The 19,352-nt window shown below is 58.7% G+C and carries 24 protein-coding genes; 4 read left to right on the top strand and 20 right to left on the bottom strand.

Annotated features, from left to right (window positions below):
* Nucleotides 1-131: 131 nt before the first annotated feature.
* The 19 genes from NFS22_RS21165 to NFS22_RS21075 all read right to left on the bottom strand — a co-directional run bounded on the left by NFS22_RS21165 (nt 132) and on the right by NFS22_RS21075 (nt 15,631).
* Complete coding sequence (locus NFS22_RS21165) at nt 132-695, bottom strand: chromate transporter (RefSeq protein ID WP_251319670.1); 564 nt, start codon at nt 693-695, stop codon at nt 132-134.
* Nucleotides 692-1,297, bottom strand: coding sequence for a chromate transporter (locus NFS22_RS21160; protein ID WP_251319669.1), 606 nt, complete (start codon nt 1,295-1,297; stop codon nt 692-694). The genes NFS22_RS21165 and NFS22_RS21160 overlap by 4 nt, the downstream gene beginning before the upstream one ends.
* Nucleotides 1,298-1,633: 336 nt before the next feature.
* Complete coding sequence (locus NFS22_RS21155; RefSeq protein WP_251319668.1) at nt 1,634-1,864, bottom strand: hypothetical protein; 231 nt, start codon at nt 1,862-1,864, stop codon at nt 1,634-1,636.
* A 56-nt stretch (nt 1,865-1,920) separates the two neighbouring features.
* Nucleotides 1,921-2,124 carry an iron chelate uptake ABC transporter family permease subunit gene (locus NFS22_RS21150; protein WP_251319667.1) on the bottom strand — a complete coding sequence of 68 codons (204 nt, stop codon included), beginning with the start codon at nt 2,122-2,124 and terminating at the stop codon, nt 1,921-1,923.
* On the bottom strand, nt 2,112-2,321 hold the full coding sequence (locus tag NFS22_RS21145; protein WP_251319666.1) for a hypothetical protein: 210 nt from the start codon (nt 2,319-2,321) through the stop codon (nt 2,112-2,114). Before NFS22_RS21145 ends, NFS22_RS21150 begins: the two co-directional genes overlap by 13 nt.
* 355 nt (nt 2,322-2,676) lie before the next feature.
* Nucleotides 2,677-3,933: a phosphoribosylamine--glycine ligase gene (gene purD / locus NFS22_RS21140; RefSeq protein ID WP_251319665.1), complete on the bottom strand. Its 1,257-nt coding sequence runs from the start codon at nt 3,931-3,933 to the stop codon at nt 2,677-2,679.
* Nucleotides 3,934-3,948: 15 nt separating this feature from the next.
* Nucleotides 3,949-4,533: a DUF6630 family protein gene (locus NFS22_RS21135; protein WP_251319664.1), complete on the bottom strand. Its 585-nt coding sequence runs from the start codon at nt 4,531-4,533 to the stop codon at nt 3,949-3,951.
* A gap of 16 nt (nt 4,534-4,549) precedes the next feature.
* Nucleotides 4,550-5,662, bottom strand: a complete 1,113-nt coding sequence (locus NFS22_RS21130) for a phosphoribosylaminoimidazolecarboxamide formyltransferase (protein ID WP_251319663.1) — start codon at nt 5,660-5,662, stop codon at nt 4,550-4,552.
* 115 nt (nt 5,663-5,777) lie between these two features.
* A complete protein-coding gene (locus tag NFS22_RS21125) occupies nt 5,778-6,398 on the bottom strand; it encodes an SMI1/KNR4 family protein (protein ID WP_251319662.1) in 621 nt (206 codons plus the stop codon).
* Between the two features lie 12 nt (nt 6,399-6,410).
* Complete coding sequence (locus NFS22_RS21120) at nt 6,411-7,616, bottom strand: immunity protein Imm33 domain-containing protein (RefSeq protein ID WP_251319661.1); 1,206 nt, start codon at nt 7,614-7,616, stop codon at nt 6,411-6,413.
* A 15-nt stretch (nt 7,617-7,631) separates the two neighbouring features.
* A complete protein-coding gene (locus NFS22_RS21115; protein WP_251319660.1) occupies nt 7,632-8,339 on the bottom strand; it encodes an IMP cyclohydrolase in 708 nt (235 codons plus the stop codon).
* Between the two features lie 3 nt (nt 8,340-8,342).
* Complete coding sequence (locus NFS22_RS21110) at nt 8,343-9,074, bottom strand: hypothetical protein (RefSeq protein ID WP_251319659.1); 732 nt, start codon at nt 9,072-9,074, stop codon at nt 8,343-8,345.
* On the bottom strand, nt 9,071-9,712 hold the full coding sequence (gene purN / locus NFS22_RS21105) for a phosphoribosylglycinamide formyltransferase (RefSeq protein ID WP_251319671.1): 642 nt from the start codon (nt 9,710-9,712) through the stop codon (nt 9,071-9,073). The genes NFS22_RS21110 and purN overlap by 4 nt, the downstream gene beginning before the upstream one ends.
* Nucleotides 9,713-9,714: 2 nt before the next feature.
* Nucleotides 9,715-10,779, bottom strand: coding sequence for a phosphoribosylformylglycinamidine cyclo-ligase (purM, locus tag NFS22_RS21100; protein ID WP_251319658.1), 1,065 nt, complete (start codon nt 10,777-10,779; stop codon nt 9,715-9,717).
* 134 nt (nt 10,780-10,913) lie between these two features.
* Nucleotides 10,914-12,338 (bottom strand): amidophosphoribosyltransferase, encoded by a 1,425-nt coding sequence (locus NFS22_RS21095; RefSeq protein ID WP_251319657.1) that lies wholly within the window; start codon nt 12,336-12,338, stop codon nt 10,914-10,916.
* A gap of 12 nt (nt 12,339-12,350) precedes the next feature.
* Entirely contained in the window at nt 12,351-13,061 is a 711-nt protein-coding gene (gene purC / locus NFS22_RS21090) for a phosphoribosylaminoimidazolesuccinocarboxamide synthase (protein ID WP_251319656.1), read from the bottom strand.
* A gap of 41 nt (nt 13,062-13,102) precedes the next feature.
* On the bottom strand, nt 13,103-13,786 hold the full coding sequence (locus NFS22_RS21085) for a hypothetical protein (protein WP_251319655.1): 684 nt from the start codon (nt 13,784-13,786) through the stop codon (nt 13,103-13,105).
* Nucleotides 13,786-14,280, bottom strand: coding sequence for a 5-(carboxyamino)imidazole ribonucleotide mutase (gene purE, locus NFS22_RS21080; protein WP_251319654.1), 495 nt, complete (start codon nt 14,278-14,280; stop codon nt 13,786-13,788). Before purE ends, NFS22_RS21085 begins: the two co-directional genes overlap by 1 nt.
* A gap of 262 nt (nt 14,281-14,542) precedes the next feature.
* Nucleotides 14,543-15,631, bottom strand: coding sequence for a glycosyltransferase family protein (locus NFS22_RS21075; RefSeq protein ID WP_251319653.1), 1,089 nt, complete (start codon nt 15,629-15,631; stop codon nt 14,543-14,545).
* A gap of 94 nt (nt 15,632-15,725) precedes the next feature.
* Between NFS22_RS21075 and NFS22_RS21070 the strand changes: the two genes are divergently transcribed.
* From NFS22_RS21070 to NFS22_RS21055, 4 genes are all read left to right on the top strand, one after another.
* A complete protein-coding gene (locus NFS22_RS21070; RefSeq protein WP_251319652.1) occupies nt 15,726-16,274 on the top strand; it encodes a phosphatase PAP2 family protein in 549 nt (182 codons plus the stop codon).
* Between the two features lie 57 nt (nt 16,275-16,331).
* Entirely contained in the window at nt 16,332-17,183 is an 852-nt protein-coding gene (locus NFS22_RS21065; protein ID WP_251319651.1) for an aminotransferase class IV, read from the top strand.
* Nucleotides 17,184-17,294: 111 nt separating this feature from the next.
* Entirely contained in the window at nt 17,295-17,576 is a 282-nt protein-coding gene (locus NFS22_RS21060) for an RNA polymerase sigma factor (RefSeq protein ID WP_251319650.1), read from the top strand.
* Between the two features lie 88 nt (nt 17,577-17,664).
* Nucleotides 17,665-17,856: a hypothetical protein gene (locus NFS22_RS21055; RefSeq protein ID WP_251319649.1), complete on the top strand. Its 192-nt coding sequence runs from the start codon at nt 17,665-17,667 to the stop codon at nt 17,854-17,856.
* Nucleotides 17,857-18,327: 471 nt separating this feature from the next.
* On the opposite strand, the gene NFS22_RS21050 is transcribed toward NFS22_RS21055, so the two are convergent.
* Nucleotides 18,328-19,352, bottom strand: a 1,025-nt coding sequence (locus tag NFS22_RS21050) for a helix-turn-helix transcriptional regulator (protein WP_251319648.1), incomplete at its 5' end; no start/stop codon positions are given.

The raw sequence follows: 19,352 nt of genomic DNA, 5'->3' as shown, positions 1-19,352 counted from the left end.
CAACAACTTACCGATGCGTCCCCTCTCCTGGCTTTCTCCTATCGACTTCCTTGTCCAATTTGTTTGACAAACTTACATTTTCTCAAATCAGAAAATATGACTGCCCACCCAAAGGGGGTGGGCAGATTTTGTTAAAATTGGAATACCGCGCCGATAACGGCGGCAATGGCAATGAACACAACGGGGTGCAGCTTTTTCAGCTGCTTGCTCTGCATACACAAAAACACAGCCAAAGCCAGGATCGCGGCGGGCCAGTGGACGGTAAACACACAGCTCTCCACCCCCTGAAGGGTAAACAGAACCGACAGGGCCACCGACAGTCCAGCGGAGGCGATCAGCGCTGTAGAGGCGGGACGCAGGCCTCGGAAGACGGCGTCCACCGTTCTGGACTGCCGGAATTTCTGCAAAAACCCGGCAATCACCATGATAATGATGATGGAAGGGGTAATCAGGCCCAGGGTAGCCAGCACTGCCCCCACCGGACCCGCCGTCTCAAAGCCTACATAGGTGGCCATGTTCACCCCCATAGGGCCGGGAGTGGACTCGGATACGGCGATCATAGTGGTCAGGTCCACATCGGTAAACCAGCCTGTCCGGGCCCCCATATCCTGGAGGAAGGGGATGGTGGCCAGCCCGCCACCCACGGCGAAAAGGCCCACTTTGGCAAACTCAAAAAACAGCCGCAAAAAGATCATTTGCCCTCACCGCCTTTCTTGCTGCCGTAGAGCAGAAAGCCCGCCGCTCCAGCCAACACAATGAGTACCGCCGGCGAGGTGAGCAGCTCCATCACGGTGCCCAGCACTCCATAGGCCCCGGTGTTGAAACTGACCAGGCTGCCTGTTACCGCCAGGACCAGCACACACAGAAAGACGGCAATGGCAGCCCCGTTTTTCAGGGTAGACTTCCCCAGCTTCAGCACGCTGGAGGCGATCAGTGCCACCACGGCGGCGTTAATGCCGGCCAGGGCATGCTGAACCACCGGGATATCCGCAAAGTTGGACAAGAACGCGGCAATGGCGGTGATGATAATCAGGGAGGGGAACACCACGCCCAGGGTGGCCAGCACCCCGCCCGGGATACCCTTGTATTTGCAGCCGATAAAGGTGGCCGTGTTGACAGCGATAATGCCAGGAGTACACTGACCCACAGCGAAATAATCGGTCAGTTCCTCGTCGGTGGCCCAGCCCTTTTTCTCTACCACCTCCCGCTGAAGGATGGGCAGCATGGCGTAGCCGCCGCCGAAGGTACACACCCCCACCTTGGCAAAGGTGAGGAACAGGTCAAAATAGATGTTCACACGGTTTCACTCCTATTGATTTTGCAGGGGCACACACGACCTGCCCCTGCACGACACTCAAAGTTATTATATACCATAAATTCCGCTCCACGTCAAGGCGTCAAAAATAAAGGGAAGGGTACATCAAAAATAAAGGGAAGGGCACAGTCCTCCGTGAAACTCTGTGCGCTCAAATGCGTTTAAAAGCATCTGCTGGATTCGCTGTTTTCGTTCGCCGCAAGGATGCCATGCTCGATGCTCTCGCTCAATTGTCCGTTTTTACTGGTTCGATACAATCATACAGACGGGGGCATTATATAGTAAACACAGTGAACAAAATACCGGTGATGATGCAGTTTATCCCAGAGTGTGTTCCAAATCCTCCAGCATAATGCCCAGGGAGGTGACATCCAACATGGCAATAAACACAACACTGCCCACAATGTTGAAGTGGTTGGCGAATATAAAGGCCAGAATCACCAGGGGCACCACCAGGTAGACCAGCTCATACCGGCCCCGGAGCACCATGAAGAAGTGCCCCACCAGCCAGGTGGACAGGGTCTGGCTCATCTCATACTTAATAGGCAAAGTAATTGGTGATGCCGGTAATCACGTTGCCAAACATGATGCCTACCAGGGGACCATCACCGCATCTTTAAACTGGATGCGTTGGATAAACCAGACAAAACGGCAATGGCGAAGGCAAACAGCGCCCGTCCCCACAGGGGGGAGCCAGGCCAGAACAGCAGCGCCAGAGGGATGCCGAACTGGGCCAAGGCGATGGTGGCCCCCGTAGTGGGAGAGACAAACTTGTTCATGCACAGCTGCTGCATAATTAGACCGGCCACACACTCATGCCCATGCCGGTACACAAAATGGCCAGCAGCCGGGGCAGGCGGGAGATGAGAAAAATGTCAATCGTTTCAAAGTCCCTTCGCAGCAGAGCCTCCGGCGTCATATCCAAAACGCCGATAAACAGCGAGCATGTGGACAAAACAAGCAGTATGCAGGCAAGAATGACAGTTGAACGGTGGTTTTTTATCATAATTACCCCGTTTTTAAGTTAGTAGAGACTAACCTTGAACTATAAAAAATCCGCGCCCGATGAGAACTGGTCTTACACGCTCATCGCACTGCGCGCTACTGGGGTTAGTATATCACAACTCGCCCTGTTGGACCAGGTGTATTTTTCCCAGATTCCCAGCGGCGGCCTCCCACTTTCCTGTTAAAATTGGAAAAGTTAATCCAGCAGGCAGGTCAAAAATGTGACATCTGCTTGGAGCATCGCGATCATACTGGCATGACCCGCACACTTGTCTCGCCGGAATAACATCAACTTATTATGGTCAACACACTTGAAAAAGTGCAAACTGCGTTTTTCAAGTGTGTTGACTATATCATTAGACCTTTCCGATATCCGTCCGGAAGTGCATATCCTGGAAGGAAATGGGCTTTGCGGCGACGTAAGACTTGTTGATGGCCTCCTCCAAAGAGGGAGCCACAGCGGTGACACCCAGAACCCGTCCTCCGACGGTGAGGAATTTTCCGTCCTCTACCTTGGTTCCGGCGTGGAAGACGGTAGCTCCCAGAGCCTCTGCTTCCATCAGTCCGGAGATGGGGTAGCCGCTCTTATAGCTGACGGGATACCCTCCCGAGGCCAGCACCAGACAGCAGGCGGCGCCCTCCTTCCATCTGATGTCAATCTTGTCCAGAGTGCCGTCCACGCAGGCCTGGAAGATATCCATCAGGTCAGTGTCCAACATGGACAAAATGGGCTGGGTCTCCGGGTCGCCGAAGCGGGCGTTGTACTCCACAACCCTGGGGCCATCCTTGGTTAACATAAGGCCAAAGTAGATGACCCCCTTGAAGGGCCGTCCCTCCGCCTTCAGGGCGGCTACGGTGGGCTGGAAAATTTCTTTGATGCACCGCTCTGCAATCTCCTGGGTGAACTTGGGTGAGGGGCAGAAGGCCCCCATGCCGCCGGTGTTGGGACCTTGGTTGCCGTCATAGGCCCGTTTGTGGTCCTGGCTGGACAGCATGGGAACCAGATGCTCTCCGTCGCAGAAGGCCAGAACGGTCACCTCAGGCCCCACCATGCACTCCTCAATGACCACAGTGGAGCCGCTCTCGCCAAACTTCTTGTCCTGCATCATTTCCCGGACGGCGGTTTCCGCCTCATCCACGGTGGAGGCCACTACCACGCCCTTGCCCAGGGCAAGACCGTCCGCCTTGACCACAATAGGCGCGCCTTGCTCTTGGATGTAGGCCAGGGCCTGGTTCAGGTCGGTAAATGTCTCATATTTGGCGGTGGGAATGTGGTATTTTTTCATCAATTCTTTGGAAAAGGCCTTGCTGGCCTCAATAATGGCGGCGTTTTTCCGGGGTCCGAAGGCGGGGATGCCCGCCTCCTCCAGGGCGTCCACCATGCCCAGGGCCAGAGGGTCGTCCGGGGCCACCACGACAAAATCCATGGCGTTTTCCTTGGCCCACTTCACCATTCCGTCCACGTCGGTGGCCTTGATTGGAACACACTGGGCCACCTGGGCGATTCCTCCGTTGCCCGGGGCGCAGTACAGCTCGGTTACCTTGGGGCTCTGGGCCAGCTTCCAGCAGATGGCGTGCTCACGGCCTCCGCCGCCTACCACTAAGACGTTCATAAGGGGGTCCTCCTTCTATTCTTCTGTAACATCTTGAATATATTGGCCGATCTCTTTCGCCAGCGTCTGGAGGGCGGTAAGCTGCCCGACGGAGGCGGGGAAAAGGACATAGCTGTCGCTGCCGATGCCGATGACGGCCATGCGCACCCCCTGCGCGGACCACTGCTCCGCCAGAACGCCGCACCAGGCGGAGATATCCTCGTCCTCGTCCAGCCAGTCCTGATCCAGCTCCAAGCCCAGCTTCTGAAAACCCCGGAGGTTTTGGACAAAGTAGGAAAAATCCTCCAGCTCGTCCTTCCAGTCCCGCTCACAGACCCAGCCGTGCTCCTCCAGAATGTCCACCAGCCCCAGCCACTGGACCAAATTTGCGTCCTCAGCGGAATTGACACCCCGCGCCTCATACCGGTCCTGGTGAGCCTCAAACCACGCCGACGGCTCCCCGGTGCAGGCGGCAATATCCGTCATAACCGCCTCGTCCCCGGATGAGATCAGCTTCGCAATTTCCACTACGTTGGCCCCGAAGGGCCTGGGCTCCACCTCTGGAACGGGAGGGGCCTCCGGAGCCTGATTTTGTTTCTTAAAGCGGTCAAAAAATCCCATGATTTTCTCCTTCCCGTCAATGGTGGAACAGCCGCATTCCGGTAAAGGCCATGACCATGTTGTACTTGTCCGCCGTCTCAATGACCTGATCGTCCCGGATGGAGCCGCCGGGCTGGGCGATATACTCCACGCCCGACTGCCGGGCCCGCTCCACATTGTCCCCAAAGGGGAAGAAGGCGTCGGAGCCCAGGGTGACGCCGGACAATTTGGCAATCCACTCTGTTTTTTCCTTCTGAGTGAGGACGTCGGCGATAAAGGCGTCGATAGCGTTGTCCCGGTCGGGGCGGCGGACGTTCTCCGGGAAGGGGAGGGAAAGCACCTTGGGGTGCTGCCGCAGCCACCAGATGTCCGCCTTGTTCCCTGCCAGGCGGGTGCAGTGGATGCGGCTCTGCTGGCCGGCGCCCACGCCGATTGTCATGCCGTCCTTCACATAGCAGACCGAGTTGGACTGGGTGTATTTCAAGGTAATCAGGGCCAGCAGCATGTCGTTTTTGGCCTTCTGGGGCAGGTCCTTGTTTTGTGTGACAAGGTTGTTCAGCATGCTCTGGTCTATGGCAAGATCGTTGTACCCCTGCTCAAAGGTAATGCCAAAGATGTTCCGCCGCTCAACAGGGGCGGGGGTGTAATTCGGGTCAATTTTGACCACGTTGTACCCACCCTTGCGCTTGGTCTTCAGAATCTCCAGGGCCTCATCGGTGTAGTCCGGGGCGATCACGCCGTCAGACACCTCCAGGGCCAGAAAACGGGCGGTGTCTCCGTCGCAGGGGTCGGACAGGGCGGCCCAGTCCCCAAAGGAGCACAGCCGGTCTGCCCCCCGGGCCCGGATGTAGGCGCAGGCTATGGGGGAGAGGTCCCCCTGGGGGGCAAAGTACATCTGCCGCTCCACGTCGGACAAAGGCAGACCCAGCGCCGCCCCGGCGGGAGAGACATGTTTGAAGGAGGCGGCGGCGGGCAGGCCGGTGGCCTGTTTCAGCGCCTTCACCAGCTGCCAGGAGTTCAGCGCGTCCATAAAGTTGATGTACCCCGGCCTGCCGTTGAGCACCTCCAGGGGCAGCTCGCCGCTCTCCATAAAGATGCGGGCGGGCTTCTGGTTGGGATTGCAGCCGTATTTCAGTTCCAGTTCGGTCATAGTGCGCTCCTTTCGGGTTGTATTGTCACATGTAGGGCGCGACGACCTCGGCGCGCCGCTTTACAGGATACAGCAGCCGATTCGGGGAGAGAGCGGCGTACCCAGTGGTCACGCCCTACAGAGCCTCCACCGAGTCCTCGTCAATAAAGGGATAGTCCTGATCCATAAGCATTTGCAGATACTCGTCAAAGCTGTCTGCCACCACGACCATCTCGTCCGGGTCGTGGAGGAAGCGCAGGACCTGCCCTTTTTTGCCCTTGGCGGAGGGGGAGAAGTCGATAAACAGCTGAGAGGTGCCGCCGTTGTTGCAGCAGTCGGAGAAGTGGAGCCAGTCCAGCTTGTCCAAATCGTCGCAGATGCCATCGTCCACCGGGATGTCGTCATACTCCCGGGTGACGAAGTAGTCGAAAAACTCCTTGGCCTCGTGGCGGGTCTCCACCATCTGCCGGGCGGACAGCAGGTAGTAGGGGTAGCCCTCGTAGTCGGAGCCCAGGAAGTAGAACAGTGCCTCGCCCTTGGGGTATTTCCGGTAGTAGGTGCCGTCCACCAGCTTGAGCAGCTCAATCAGGCTCTCGGGGATGTCGGGGTAGAGGGCGGTGAGGCGGTCCAGGTCCCGCTGGTTCGCCCCGTGGATCACGCAGGCGAATTCGTCCCAGACCTCCTGGCCGTCATAGTTATAATAGGTCGCTTTCAGGCCGTCAAAATAGGCTTGTGCCAGTTCTTTTGCAGTCGACATAATGCGTACCTCTTAATCTTCACTTGGAGTGAACTGCTCCGCATAAAATTTCCCGTCCTCGCCCCGGGCGTAGGCGGTGCCAATCGGGGCGCTGAGCAGGGGGAGAATGTCCGGGTCGTAGTTGCAGATGGTGTTCAGGTCGTAGACCTCGGTGTTTTGGGGATCGTTGGTGTACGTCTCGTCCTCCTCACCGGAGAAGAACCGCCAGCCGCTGTCCGGGTAGCCCTCGCTGGGCTGTCCCCGGTAGCACCAGCCTACCTTCTTGCCCAAGACCATAATGTGGTCAGTAGCGAGACAGCCGACAGGGCCCTCCCAGCCTGGGAGATACAGCTTGAATTCCGGAGCCCACAGCTTGTATGGCTTCTTCCGGGGCGGGACATACCACAGGCCGCTGGCCCAGGCGGCGCCGTCGTTGAGGAGGATGGTCACCAATCTGGTCCACAGGTCCAGCCCCTTGTTCAGCTCAGGCATTTTGGCACCCTGACGGAAATCCCAGTACAGCTCACCGCACACCAGGCTGAGGGCAAAGTCGGTCCAGTCCTCAAAAAGCTGGGCCTGGACGATCCAGTGCTCCGCCATCTCGTCCAGCTCCTCCCGGGTGAGCAGGCCGCAGGCGTAGCCGCTGCGCAGGTGGCCCACACACTCGCTGATGTCCCAGGCCAGATAGCCCTTGTGGCCCACAATGGGGTAGAACTGGGCGGAGAAGTCCCGGGCGACCTTGAAAAATTCCAGCGCGTCCGGGTTCTTCTGGGCCAATTCCTCCAGAGAGAAGGGCGGACGGCCCTCCCAAAAGCCCTCAAAGTCCAGGTAGTTGTTGTTGCAGATGATCTCCCGCTTGCAGAAGTCCACCATGGACTGCTTGTCCGTGATGCCGAAGACCTTCTCCAGGTGCTCCCGGCAGGCGTTCTCGTCCTCAGGGGTGGCGCACTTGGGCAGGGTGATGAAGTAATTTGGTCCGGATTCGTTGGGACCGGGGATGCCGGGGGTTTTGCGCAAGGCGGCAATGCCCGAGAGCAGGGCGATAAACTTGTCCCGGTCACAGCTCCTGCGGCCGTTGGTGTTCAGCTTCCGCAGATCCGTTTCCAGCGTCCGGACGGCCTCCGCCAGCCCGGTGTCGTAGGGGTGGAAGTCGATCAGCCCGCTCTCCGAAGCGGCAGGGGGTTCCGGCTTGGGTGTTGGGGCCGGTTCCGATTTCTTGAAGCGGTCAAAAAGACCCATTGCAGTACCCTTCTTTCAGTTGTGCTTGTTGATGATATAGCTGTCCGGTCCACCGCCGGCCAGGTCGATAAGCCGGACATAGAGAGACACCTTGTTGTCCTCGTTCAAACTATCCCACAGCGGCTCGGCCAGCTCGTGGGACTGGGTCAGAGCGCCGATCTCCACCCGCCGGGGCTCCCCCTGGAAGGAGGGGAGGGGGTCGCCGTCGCTCTGGTAGGTGTGGATGAAGTGGCCCACGCCGGGGATGGGGGCGTCGTACTCGAAGAAGTACCGGCAGCAGCAGTCTGGGCTGCCATCCAAGCTTTTGAGAATGGACAGGTTGTAGCTCCCATCCGGCTTCATCACTCCGGAGATGCGGGGGGTCCAGTTGGGGCCGTCGGGCTCGAACTTCCGGGTGTTCAGAGCGTGGCGGTAGCAGTGGCCCTCCGCGATAGCGTCCCGAATGGTGTCAGTCTGGTCGCCGTTGGTTACCACCAGCAGGCCGTTAGGCAGCAGACGAACGGGATGGTAAATAATCAAAGAGGGATCGGTCATTTTGGACTCGTCAAAGGCGCGGGTTCGGATGCCGTCCTCGGTGTACTCAAAGATTCGGTTGCGGCTGTTCTCACTGCGGCCCATAATGAAGTAGGCAACAACTGCCTTTTTGCCGTCGGCGCTTCGGCCTGCGAGAATACCCCGGCCGGGGTAGGGATTTCCCTTCAAAAGCTGAAATAGATTTTCCATACATTAACCCTCCTCAAACGCGCGGTCAATCCACTCCCAGAGCGGGCCGCTGGCCCCGCACTCCGGGCAGGTACAGGTTCCGTAGAGATAGGGAAGACGGGGCAGCAGCGTCTGGTCGCCGATTTCGGTGAGCAGCTTCTGGAGCCAGGCCCCCTCCTCGTCCAGGGCGCCCGGGGTGACAAACTCCGGCTCCTCCTCCAAAGAAAAGTCCATACACTCCTCGTACCAGTCGCAATCCGGGCACAGGGCGGGGAGCTCGTCCCAGGGGGCGTAGAGGTAGAGGTACCAGGCGCGCTTCCTGTCCCACAGCAGGGCCAGGGCCGCCACAGCAAAGACCAGAGGCAGGTCCTTGGGCAGCGCCTTGATCTCCTCCATGTGGTGTTCCACCAGCTCCCTGGCCTCCTGAGCCAGGGGGGCCAGCCCCTCGTGGAACTCCCGAAACTCCTCAGTGTCCGGGGAGAGGGACACCTGGGACTCGGCGGCCACGGCGGGGCCCATCTGGGCGATGAGGTAGAGCTTTTCCTCCACGCTCAGCTTCTCACACAGCCGGGCCACGTGGGGCAGGGCGTAGGCGGTGACGTCGTACCAGCTGAGCTGGTGGCTTGTATTGTCGGCGAGGCGGTCCACGTTTTCCCGGAAATCCCCCTCGCCCGCCTCCAGCCGGCGCAGGCAGGCGTCCACGCGTGCGCCCGCCCCGCGGATCGCCGTCCAGACAGGGTTATTCAAGTCGATCATACAATCACACGTCCTCCTATGATTTCTACCGTGCGTCCGTTTACCTTCAGATTATCCCGGCACAGCAGGTCTACCGCCTTGGGGAGAAGCTTCCACTCGCACTCCTCCATCACCCGGCGCTGAAGGCTCTCCGGGGTGTCCCAGGGCAGGACGTCGATAGCCTTTTGCAGCACAATCGGTCCCCCGTCCGGCTCTGCGGTGACCAGATGGACGGTGGCTCCGGTGACCTTCACGCCGTAGGCCAGGGCCTGCTCGTGGACGTGGAGGCCGTAGGCCCCCTTGCCGCAAAAGGAGGGAATTAGAGCGGGGTGGATGTTGAGAATTTTGTTGGGGTAGGCCTGGACAATCTCCTCGGTAAGGATGACCATAAATCCGGCCAGCACCACCACATCCGCCCCCATCTCCTGGAGGAGGCTGACCAGGGCCCTGGTATAGGCCTGGCTGGAGGGCCAATTCTTCCGGGGCAGAATGTAGCCGGGAATACTTGCCTGTTTGGCCCGCTCCAGGGCGTAGGCCTCTGGATTAGAGGAGACCACCATGCCGATCTCCCCGCAGAGAAATTCTCCCCGGGCCTGGGCGTCAATCAGGGCCTGCAAATTGGTCCCGCCCCCGGAGACCAATACAGCGATATTTTTCATACTCATACGGGCACACTGGCGGTGCCGAAGGAGACGCCCGCGTCTCCCTGCTGAACACAGCCCATCATCGCCGCGTCGGGCTCACCGGCGTCATGCAGGATGGACAGAGCTTTTTCCGTCTGGTCCTGGGGGACAGCCAGCACCATGCCAACGCCCATATTAAAGGTGTTGTACATGTCGTGCTCAGGGATGCCGCCCCGCTCCTGAATCAGCTCAAAGATAGGCATATGGGGCAGCGCGGCGGCGTTGAAGAAGGCCTCCAGACCCTTGGGGAGCATCCGGGGGACATTCTCATAGAAGCCGCCGCCGGTGATGTGGCTGGCGCCGTGGAGATCTACACCGCCCTCCAGCAGGGCCAGGACGGGCTTGACATAGATTTTGGTGGGGGCCAGCAGGGCCTCGCCCAGGGATTTTCCATGCAGCTCGTCCATAGGGGTGGTCAGATCGGCGTGCTCAATGTCAAAGACCTTGCGCACCAGGGAAAAGCCGTTGGAGTGGACCCCGGAGGAGGTCAGGCCGATCAAGCTGTCCCCCTCCTGGACGCAGTCGCTGTTGATAATCTTGTCCCGGTCCACGATACCCACGGTGAATCCGGCCAGGTCGTAGTCGTCGGGGTCCATCACACCGGGGTGCTCGGCGGTTTCGCCGCCAATGAGGGCGCAGCCCGCCTGAACGCAGCCTGTGGCCACACCGGCCACAATATCAGCCACCTTCTCCGGCTCGTTCTTGCCGATAGCAATGTAGTCCAGGAAGAACAGGGGCTTGGCTCCGCAGCAGATCACGTCGTTGACGCACATGGCCACGCAGTCGATACCGATTGTGTTATGCCTGTCCAGCAGCTGGGCCAGGCGAATCTTGGTGCCCACGCCGTCGGTGCCGGAGACCAGCACCGGCTCCTTAATTCCGGACAGGTCGGGGGCGAACAGGCCGCCAAAGCCGCCAATGCCGCTGACCACACCGGGGATCATGGTGCGGGCCACATGCTTTTTCATCAGCTGAACGCCCTTGTAGCCGGCCTCAATGTCCACACCGGCGGCGGCGTAGGACGCGGAATGAGAATGTTCCATGGGGGAAGACCTCCAATCATTGTAAATATTGGCAATTCCGTATATAAGGCGGGACGGCCCCGGCCCGCCGCCATAGAGAGATATGCCTGTGTAAAACGGCGTGCCGGGTCGTCACGCCCTACAGCAGAGAGGGGTTACTCCTCCCCGCTCCAGCAGTAGGTACACACCTTATCCCGGTCAATGCCGATAGCCTCCAGCAGGCCGTCCAGGGACTGGTAGCCCAGGGAGTCGAAGCCGAATTTTTCGCAGATGGTTTTCAGCATACACTGGCCCCGCCGGGTGGAGGAATCGGCGTACTCCTCCAGGTGCTGCTGGCCCTCGTCGCCCTCCAACTCCTGGATAGTGCGCCGGGCCAGCAGGTCCATGTCGGAGTTTCCTCGGGAAAAGTTCAGATACTTGCAGCTGTACATGATGGGGGGACAGGCGGAGCGCATGTGGACCTCCCGGGCTCCGGACTCGTAGAGGAACTCCACCGTCTCCCGCAGCTGGGTGCCCCGGACGATAGAGTCATCCACAAAGAGGAGCCTTTTGTCCTGAATCAGCTCGGGGACGGGAATCTGCTTCATTTTTGCCACCTGGTTGCGCACATCCTGGTTGGCAGGCATGAAGGACCGGGGCCAGGTGGGGGTATATTTCACAAATGGCCGGGCAAAGTGGGCCCCGCTCTGGTTGGCATAGCCAATGGCGTGGGGGATGCCGGAGTCTGGAACGCCGGCTACATAGTCCACGTCGGGCAGAACGCCCCGCTCCTTCTCGTCACGGGCCATAATGGCGCCGTTATTGTAGCGCATGACCTCCACATTGACCCCCTCGTAGTTGGAGTTGGGATAGCCGTAGTAGCTCCAGAGGAAGGCGCAGATCTTCATCTCCTCCCCGGCGGGGGAGAGAACGTCAAAGCCGTCCGCCCGGATGCGGACGATCTCCCGGGGGCCCAGCTCGTAGGCGTCCTCATAGCCCAGCTTGTGGTAGGCGAAGGACTCAAAGGACACACAGTGTCCCTTGTCATTTTTGCCGATCAGCACCGGCAGACGGCCTACCCGGTCCCGGGCGGCGATAATCTCGCCGTGATCGGTGAGGATCAGCAGGGTGAGGGAGCCCTGAATGGCCTGCTGAGCGTGGAGGATACCGTCTACCAGATTGTCCTTTTGGTTGATGAGGGCGGCGGCCAGCTCGGTGGAGTTGACCTTGCCGGAGCTCATGGCCATAAATTGATGGCCGTGGTCAGAGAAGTACTCGTCAACCAGTGCTTCGGCGTTGTTGATAATGCCCACGGTGGTGATGGCGTACAGCCCCAGGTGGGAGCGCACCAGCAGGGGCTGGGGGTCGGTGTCGCTGATGCAGCCAATGCCGGAGCAGCCATGGAACTTGGCCAGGTCCTTTTCAAATTTGGTGCGGAAGGGGGTGTTCTCAATGGAGTGAATCTGGCGCTGGAAGCCGTCTTTGGCGTCATGGATAATCATGCCGCCCCGGCGGGTGCCCAGGTGGGAGTGGTAGTCCACCCCGAAAAAGATGTCAAGGGAGACCTCCTGTGTGGAGACGGCCCCAAAAAAGCCACCCATCTGCCCGCCCCCTTATTTGCCCAGGAGACGGCGGCTCATCTCCTGATAAGCGCCCTCCACGTTGCCCAGGTCCCGGCGGAAGCGGTCCTTGTCCAGCTTTTCGCCGGTCTTGGAGTCCCAGAAGCGGCAGGTGTCGGGAGAAATCTCGTCGGCCAGGACGATGGTTCCGTCGCTGGTCTTGCCGAACTCCAGCTTGAAGTCCACCAGGGTGACGCCGCACTCGGCCAGTGTCTTCTTCAAAAAGTCGTTGACCTGGAAGGCATACTTCTTGATCTGGTCAATCTCCTCCCAGGTGGCCAGCTTCAGGGCCACGGCGTGGTGGTCGTTGATAAGGGGGTCGTGGAGGTCGTCGTTCTTGTAGGAAAATTCCACGGTGGGGGAGTCAAAGACAATGCCCTCCTCCACGCCGTACCGCTTGGAGAAGGAGCCGGCGGAGATGTTGCGGACAATGACCTCCAGGGGGACGATGGTCACCTTTTTTACGGCGGTCTCCCGCTCGCTCAGCTCCTCCACCAGGTGGGTGGGTACTCCCGCCTTCTCCAGCTGCCCCATGAGGAAGTTGGTCATCTGGTTGTTGATGGCCCCCTTACCTGCAATGGTGCCCTTCTTAGTGCCGTCAAAGGCGGTGGCGTCGTCCTTGTAGGAGACAATCACAACGTCGGGGTCTTCAGTGGCGAATACCTTCTTGGCCTTGCCCTCGTAAAGCTGTTCCAGTTTGTTCATAATCGTACTTCCTTTCCAATTCTATATTATATCAATAGGGGTCAGTGATAATCCCGAATTAACAGACGGTTGGCCGTCCAGTGCCAGAGGAATTGTTCCGCCTTTTCCGCCATTTTCTGGAGCTTGAACTCCGGCAGCGCCAAAACTGCTGCCAGAGCTTCCTGATATAACGGCGGGCAGGGCTTGCGATTGTCGTGCATCCAGTCGGAGAGAATTTGCCGGTCCTCTTCCGTTATCTGGGCGATAAAGGGCTCTGCACAGTCAATGAGGATGGTTTTACTGCCCTGACCCTGGAGCTTGCGGCCCATTCCCTCCAGCCAGGGAAGGACACAGGTGCGGACATCCCGCTCCAGCTCGTCCATGGCCTGCTCGATTCGAAGACCTTCCGGGGTCTGATAGTAGCGGCAGGCAATATTGGCGGGGGTTCGGGCAGGGTCCATATTGCGGGAACGAGTCAGCAGCTTTTCCATATGGACCCGTTCTCCCAGAACAAAAGCGGGATATATCTGCCAATTTGGATTGAAGCAGCAGTACGCATAGCCCACACTGAGGGAGCCTGTTCCTTCAAAAAAGTCCCGATTGAACAGAATATGGTCGCAGATGTGCTTTTCGTGCCGCCGGGTGAAGCCATAAAGCCCGGGTTGGGTCCCGCCAAACTCGAAATCCGGAAAACGCTCTGCCATCATCTTGACCAGATGGCGCTGGATTGGAACGCTGCGTGCCATCAGCCCATCAGCTCCGCCTGGAGCTTGGCCTCTTTTTCGGCGATTTGAGAGGCCATCTGTTCCCGGGCCTGGTCCAATTTGGCGGCCAGGGCGTCGTCAGAAACGGCCAGAATCTGGGCGGCCAGCACGGCGGCGTTCTTGGCCCCGTTGATGGCCACGGTGGCCACCGGGATACCGCTGGGCATTTGAACGGTGGCCAGCAGGGCGTCCAGACCGTCCATGGCGCCCCCCTTCATGGGGATGCCGATAACGGGCAGGGTGGAGTTACCCGCAAAGGCCCCGGCCAGGTGGGCGGCCATACCAGCGGCGCAGATGAGTACGCCGAAGCCGTTGGCCCGGGCGCTTTTGGCAAAGTCCGCGGCGGCGATGGGGGTGCGGTGGGCGCTGAGGATGTGGGCCTCATAGGGGATCTGGAACTCATCCAGCTGCTTGCAGGCCCCCTGGACAACCGGCCAATCACTGTCGGAGCCCATAATGATGGCAACTTTTTTCATAAAAGCACTCCTTTGAAAAAAAGTTTCAGGCTATCTGAGGGTACAGACAGCCTGAGCGGATAATCGGGCGAATTGGGCATGTTGGGGCCGTGAAAGCGAAGAAATCGAACACCAGAGCAAAAACGCATAGCAATGGCCCCTTTCTGCCAATTTAAATCCCATTTTATAGGAAAACCCGGCGTTTTGCAAGGGGAAGAAACATTTTTGTATATTTGTACAAGAAAAGAGGGAGAACCGGCAAAAAATGAGGCAAGAGGAAGCGTCACAGCAGCCCCGCCGTGGTGAGGATGCGCTCCACCTCCCCCACCCGCCGGGGCCAGGCGGCCACCGCCGCCCGCTGCTGCCGCCGGCGGGCAAAGCCGGGGGCCTCCTCCATGGCGTGGGCGCACAGGGTGACGAATTCCTCTAGCTCGTGGGCGCCGTATACCACGTCGGGGAACTGCTCCACCTGATCGGGCCACAGCATGGACACCACCGGTTTGCCGGTTGCCAGGTACTCGTAGAGCCGGGGGGAGACCACCTCGTCAAAGGGCCGGTCCGTCCGGGGCAGGTCGATCAGCACCTGACAGCGGTACAGCCAGTCAGGAACCTCTGAGGCGGGCCGGGGGCCGGTGAGAAATACGTTGGACAGCTTGTCCAGCTGCCGCAGAAAGGGGTTTCTCTTGTCCACATGCCCCAGCAAAAGAAAGCCCCAGTCGGGCCTGGCCTGGGCGGCGTACACCACAGGAGACAGGTCCAAACCCTCGTGGATGGAGCCGGCCCACCCCAGGATGGGGGCCGTCACTCCGGGCATGGGGTCGGTACGGCGGGGGGTGGGGTCGAAGACGGGCAGATTGATTCCATTGGGCAGCAGGGCAATATTGGGGCTGCAGGGGGACAGCCGGTCGCACAGCAGAGGGGAGGCGGCAAAGACCACATCCGCGGCCTGGGCCAGACTGCCCTCCCAGTGGCTGGGCAGCCCCTCCCACACCCGGTCGCAGTCGTAGACCAGAGCGCTGTACTCCAGCCGGTCCAACAGGTGGATGTGGCAGGGGTGGGTGACCCACAGCAGAGGCTCGGAAAAACGCTTGCGGGCGGCCTGCTCCTGGATGAAACGGGCAATTTTGTTCCAGGCCATCTGAAACAGGCGATGATACCGCTCCGGAATGGGAAAGGGGATGGGAGGCAGGGTGTAGGCCGTCACATTGGGGCGGACCTGCCGGCCCTTTTTTTGAAAGGATTTGTCCCGGGGAGACTGGGCCGGGGAGAAGTAGAGCACCTGGCAGTCCCGCAGGCGGGACACAATCTGCTGGGTGCGGCTGGGGAGCCGGTTGGACCAGGGTTCGTTGGATAAACAGAGGATTTGCTTCAAGGGAAATGACCTCCGAAAAATTAGTGTTGACTTGTGGCAAAAAAGCTCTATTATTATAGTATAGTTTACAAGGGCGGTCAAGGGAGGTTTTTTCATGTTGGAAGGCTTGCTCCAGATGGACGGACAGCTGCTGGTGGCCATTCAGGGGCTGCATATGTCCTGGCTGGACCCCATTGTGTCGCTTTACACCAAGCTGGGGGACGCAGGAATTTTTTGGATTGTTCTGTCCCTGGCCATGCTGGTGTATAAGCCCACCCGCAAGGCGGGGGCGTTGGCCCTGTGCGCCATGGTTCTGGGACTGTTGGTAACCAACCTCACTATCAAGCCCCTGGTGGAGCGGGCCCGGCCCTGGCTGGATTGGCCTATTGTCCCTCTGGTCACCGAGAAAGACCCCAACTCCTTCCCCTCGGGTCACACCTGCGCCGCCTTTGCCGCCGGAATGATCTGGATGCGGACCCTGCCCTGGAGGTGGGGACGGGTTGCCGCCGTAGTCCTGGCGGCGCTGATGGGGCTGTCCCGGCTGTACGTGGGGGTCCACTACCCTACGGATGTGCTGGTGGGGGCAATAATCGGTGCCCTGTGCGCCCTGGTCATCTGGAAAGCCTATCTGCTTTACGCGGATAGGAGGAACCAAGTCTATTGATCCCAAAAGCCTCCCGCTCAGAGAGAGCCAATGATAAAAATGGAAGGAAGAAAGAAAATGTGGAAAAATGTCGGCTATTATAACGGCGAGATCGGCCCCTTGGAGGAGATGAAGGTGCCCATGAACGACCGGGCCCTTTACTTCGGCGACGGCATCTATGAGGCCACCTGCGTGGCCAACCGGGTCCCTTTTGCCATTGAGGACCACCTGGACCGGATGTACAACAGCCTGCGTCTGCTTGAGATTCCCTTCAAGATGGAGCGGGAGCAGGTGAAGGCGGAGCTGCAGAAGGTTATCGATGCGGCGGAGGACTCCCCCATCCATTTCCTGTACTGGCAGGTATCCCGAGGGGTGGCCCCCCGGAACCATGTGTTCCCCGGCGGAGAGGTGGAGCCCGCCCTCATGGCCTATGTGAAGCCCCACACTATGAAGCCCATGGATGTCCCCTACAAGCTCATCTCTCTGGAGGACAACCGGTTTAAGCTGTGCAATATCAAGACCCTGAACCTGATTCCCAGCGTGCTGGCCAACCAGCGGGCAGCGGAGGCCGGCTGTGACGAGGCGGTGCTCCACCGGGGCAGCCGGGTTACCGAGTGTGCCCACAGCAATATCTCCATCCTGAAAGACGGCGTACTGCGTACCGCCCCCACCGACGAGCTGATTCTCCCCGGCATTACCCGCAAGCACCTGCTGGCTCTGGCAAAGGAGCACGGCATTCCGGTGCTGGAGGAACCCTTCTCCATGGTGGAGCTGATGAACGCCGACGAGATTATCGTCACCAGCTCCAGCGCGCTGTGCATGATGGTGGAGTCTATCGACGGTATCCCCGTAGGCGGCAAGGACCCCCAACATATCCAGCTGCTTCAGGACGCCTATTTGGCCAAATTCCAGCAGGAGACTGCAAAATAACCAAGAGGACACCGGACGCGTAAGGCGTCCGGTGAAAATTTTTAAAACCTCCAACATTTTGCCTGTCTCGATTGTGTTATAAACAGAGAGGACAGAAAGTAGGCGGACTCAGTGGAACCCATACGCAGTCAAGAGGAGGTGGACAGCCTCTACCGGCGGCATGTGGATATGGTATATCAGATCTGTCTGGTTCTGATGAAAAATGTGCCTGACACCGAGGATGCCGTCCAGACGGTCTTCCGTAAGGTGATAGAATATGACAAGCCCTTCCGCGATCATGAGCACGAGAGGGCCTGGCTCATCGTCACCGCCCGAAACGAGTGTGAAAACCAGCTTAAGCACTGGTGGCGCACCCGCCGGGAGAGTGAAGAGGTACTGAACAAGCTGACCTGAGAACAGCCCCAGGACGGAGAGCTGTGATATCCCGCTGCCGCAGCGGGATATAGGGCAAAGCTATGAGAGAAATATCCCAATTGGACAGGTGGACGGCGTAACAATTTCCCTGAAAAGTTTCTATCTGTCCCCCATGACTCTGCAAATCACGCCGGAACGTGAGGTCCCTATCAACTTTTACGAGGATAAAGAGGAGGTCCGTCACCGCTGGCAGGGTGTGCTGGACGGCACAGAGCAGGTTTCTTTGACAGACCGGGATGGACAGGCTGTCCCTCTGTAGGGACGTGGAGGCGGTGCGGGGTTCCAGGAACAGGTGTGTCTTTACCGCTTGACTGAGATCACAGCTCTGGAGCAGCTCCAGGGCGGCACCCTCACTCTAAAAATCGGGGACAGAAGTGTTAACATTCCTCTGGAGTAACGCAGTTGAAACGGTAATCGAGTATAAATTAAATGGGAATTATGGACAAATCTGATTCATACTGTGAGTCAATCCCAGAAATTGTGTAAACCTCCAAAGTAGTGTAGAATGGGAGTACTACTTTGGAAGTTTGAATTATGAGAAAAAGGAAAAGACGCAGTCCAGAAGAGGAAGTGCGCCGGGCAAAGATCCGGGAGCTGCTGCAGTTGAGCGGAGTGAGCAGCATATCTTAAAAAATGCTATACAAAAGGGTGCAAAAATTTTCTGCCAGCGTTTTCTCTTTCTAAAGTTGTTGTCAAGGGGGAATGTGAGACTTAACTTAAAATTCTACATTCAAAACCGGAAATTCTGCTCATGTTTATTTTCCAATGCTGGATGCGGTTCTGTTTTTTGATAGTTCTCCCACCCTGTCCGCAAGGTTTCGCCAATCTCCCGCCGCAACCAGTCCGGCTCCAGAACCTGACAGCCCGATACATATTGCAACGCCCAGAATTTCAGTCCGTCAGCCCCGGTGAAGACCACTGCGTCAATCGTCCCATCCTCGTTGTCCCGGAGCTGGGTTTCCATGCCAAAGCGGTCCAGCACATCGTTGAGCAAACCACTCTCACAGCGCAACACCGCATGGACAGCTTTGCCGGGAAAGGGGTATACTCGCTCCCGGACATATCGTGCCAGATCTAGCCCAGCTGGCAGCGGTTCGACGGTCTGCTTCTCCAGCAAGACCGGGGCCTGAATCCGATCCACCCGGTAATGGCTGATGTCCTCCGCCCCCTGATACCGGCAAATCAGGTAGTAATTCCCGTTGACGAAACAAAGTCCGTAGGGCGATACCTGATAGGGCCGCTCCCGGCGGGGGTGGAGTTGTTTGTCCATACCATATTCCATGTATTGAAACCGGACCTGACAGCGGAGGGCAACTGCTTCCTCCAGTACCTCAGCGGCCAGAAAAATTTCTCCGTTCCTGCTCCGCCAAGGCGGTCCAACAACAAGCGGGCGGCAATGCTCCCGCTGCCAGCGGCTCAAGCCCTGTCCCAACTTCTCCAACAGCTGTTCACACTGGCGCTGGGAAATACCCGGAAAAGCGGACACGGCATCCGACAACAGCCGGACCTCCGATGGTTCCAGGGTCCGGGACAAGAGCCGGTAGCCCTCGCCATCGTCCTGATACTCCGGGATGTGACAGCCTACAGCCCGCAATTTGTCCAGGGCGGCATACACTGCCCGCCGGTCGCACCGAAGGCCGTACTCTGTCCGCAGGAGACGAAGCAGGTCCCCCATGGTCAGGGCGTGGTCTCCATCGGTGTATTCAGAAAGAATCTGATAGACGCGGAAGGGCAGAAGATTCACAGCAAAATCCT

The organism is Flintibacter muris (genome assembly GCF_943192995.1).
GTDB lineage: Bacteria > Bacillota > Clostridia > Oscillospirales > Oscillospiraceae > Lawsonibacter > Lawsonibacter muris.
The sequence above is the reverse complement of the archived record's forward strand: the minus strand, read 5'-3'. Positions and strand labels throughout refer to the sequence as shown.

What these genes read in the sequence shown, in the direction of transcription:
- NFS22_RS21165 (WP_251319670.1), bottom strand. Translation starts at nt 695, where the DNA reads ATGATCTTTTTGCGGCTGTTTTTTGAGTTTGCCAAAGTGGGCCTTTTC.
- NFS22_RS21145 (WP_251319666.1), bottom strand. Translation starts at nt 2,321, where the DNA reads ATGATAAAAAACCACCGTTCAACTGTCATTCTTGCCTGCATACTGCTT.
- purD (WP_251319665.1), bottom strand. Translation starts at nt 3,933, where the DNA reads ATGAACGTCTTAGTGGTAGGCGGCGGAGGCCGTGAGCACGCCATCTGC.
- NFS22_RS21135 (WP_251319664.1), bottom strand. Translation starts at nt 4,533, where the DNA reads ATGGGATTTTTTGACCGCTTTAAGAAACAAAATCAGGCTCCGGAGGCC.
- NFS22_RS21130 (WP_251319663.1), bottom strand. Translation starts at nt 5,662, where the DNA reads ATGACCGAACTGGAACTGAAATACGGCTGCAATCCCAACCAGAAGCCC.
- NFS22_RS21125 (WP_251319662.1), bottom strand. Translation starts at nt 6,398, where the DNA reads ATGTCGACTGCAAAAGAACTGGCACAAGCCTATTTTGACGGCCTGAAA.
- NFS22_RS21120 (WP_251319661.1), bottom strand. Translation starts at nt 7,616, where the DNA reads ATGGGTCTTTTTGACCGCTTCAAGAAATCGGAACCGGCCCCAACACCC.
- NFS22_RS21115 (WP_251319660.1), bottom strand. Translation starts at nt 8,339, where the DNA reads ATGGAAAATCTATTTCAGCTTTTGAAGGGAAATCCCTACCCCGGCCGG.
- NFS22_RS21110 (WP_251319659.1), bottom strand. Translation starts at nt 9,074, where the DNA reads ATGATCGACTTGAATAACCCTGTCTGGACGGCGATCCGCGGGGCGGGC.
- purN (WP_251319671.1), bottom strand. Translation starts at nt 9,712, where the DNA reads ATGAAAAATATCGCTGTATTGGTCTCCGGGGGCGGGACCAATTTGCAG.
- purM (WP_251319658.1), bottom strand. Translation starts at nt 10,779, where the DNA reads ATGGAACATTCTCATTCCGCGTCCTACGCCGCCGCCGGTGTGGACATT.
- NFS22_RS21095 (WP_251319657.1), bottom strand. Translation starts at nt 12,338, where the DNA reads ATGGGTGGCTTTTTTGGGGCCGTCTCCACACAGGAGGTCTCCCTTGAC.
- purC (WP_251319656.1), bottom strand. Translation starts at nt 13,061, where the DNA reads ATGAACAAACTGGAACAGCTTTACGAGGGCAAGGCCAAGAAGGTATTC.
- NFS22_RS21085 (WP_251319655.1), bottom strand. Translation starts at nt 13,786, where the DNA reads ATGGCACGCAGCGTTCCAATCCAGCGCCATCTGGTCAAGATGATGGCA.
- purE (WP_251319654.1), bottom strand. Translation starts at nt 14,280, where the DNA reads ATGAAAAAAGTTGCCATCATTATGGGCTCCGACAGTGATTGGCCGGTT.
- NFS22_RS21070 (WP_251319652.1), top strand. Translation starts at nt 15,726, where the DNA reads ATGTTGGAAGGCTTGCTCCAGATGGACGGACAGCTGCTGGTGGCCATT.
- NFS22_RS21065 (WP_251319651.1), top strand. Translation starts at nt 16,332, where the DNA reads ATGTGGAAAAATGTCGGCTATTATAACGGCGAGATCGGCCCCTTGGAG.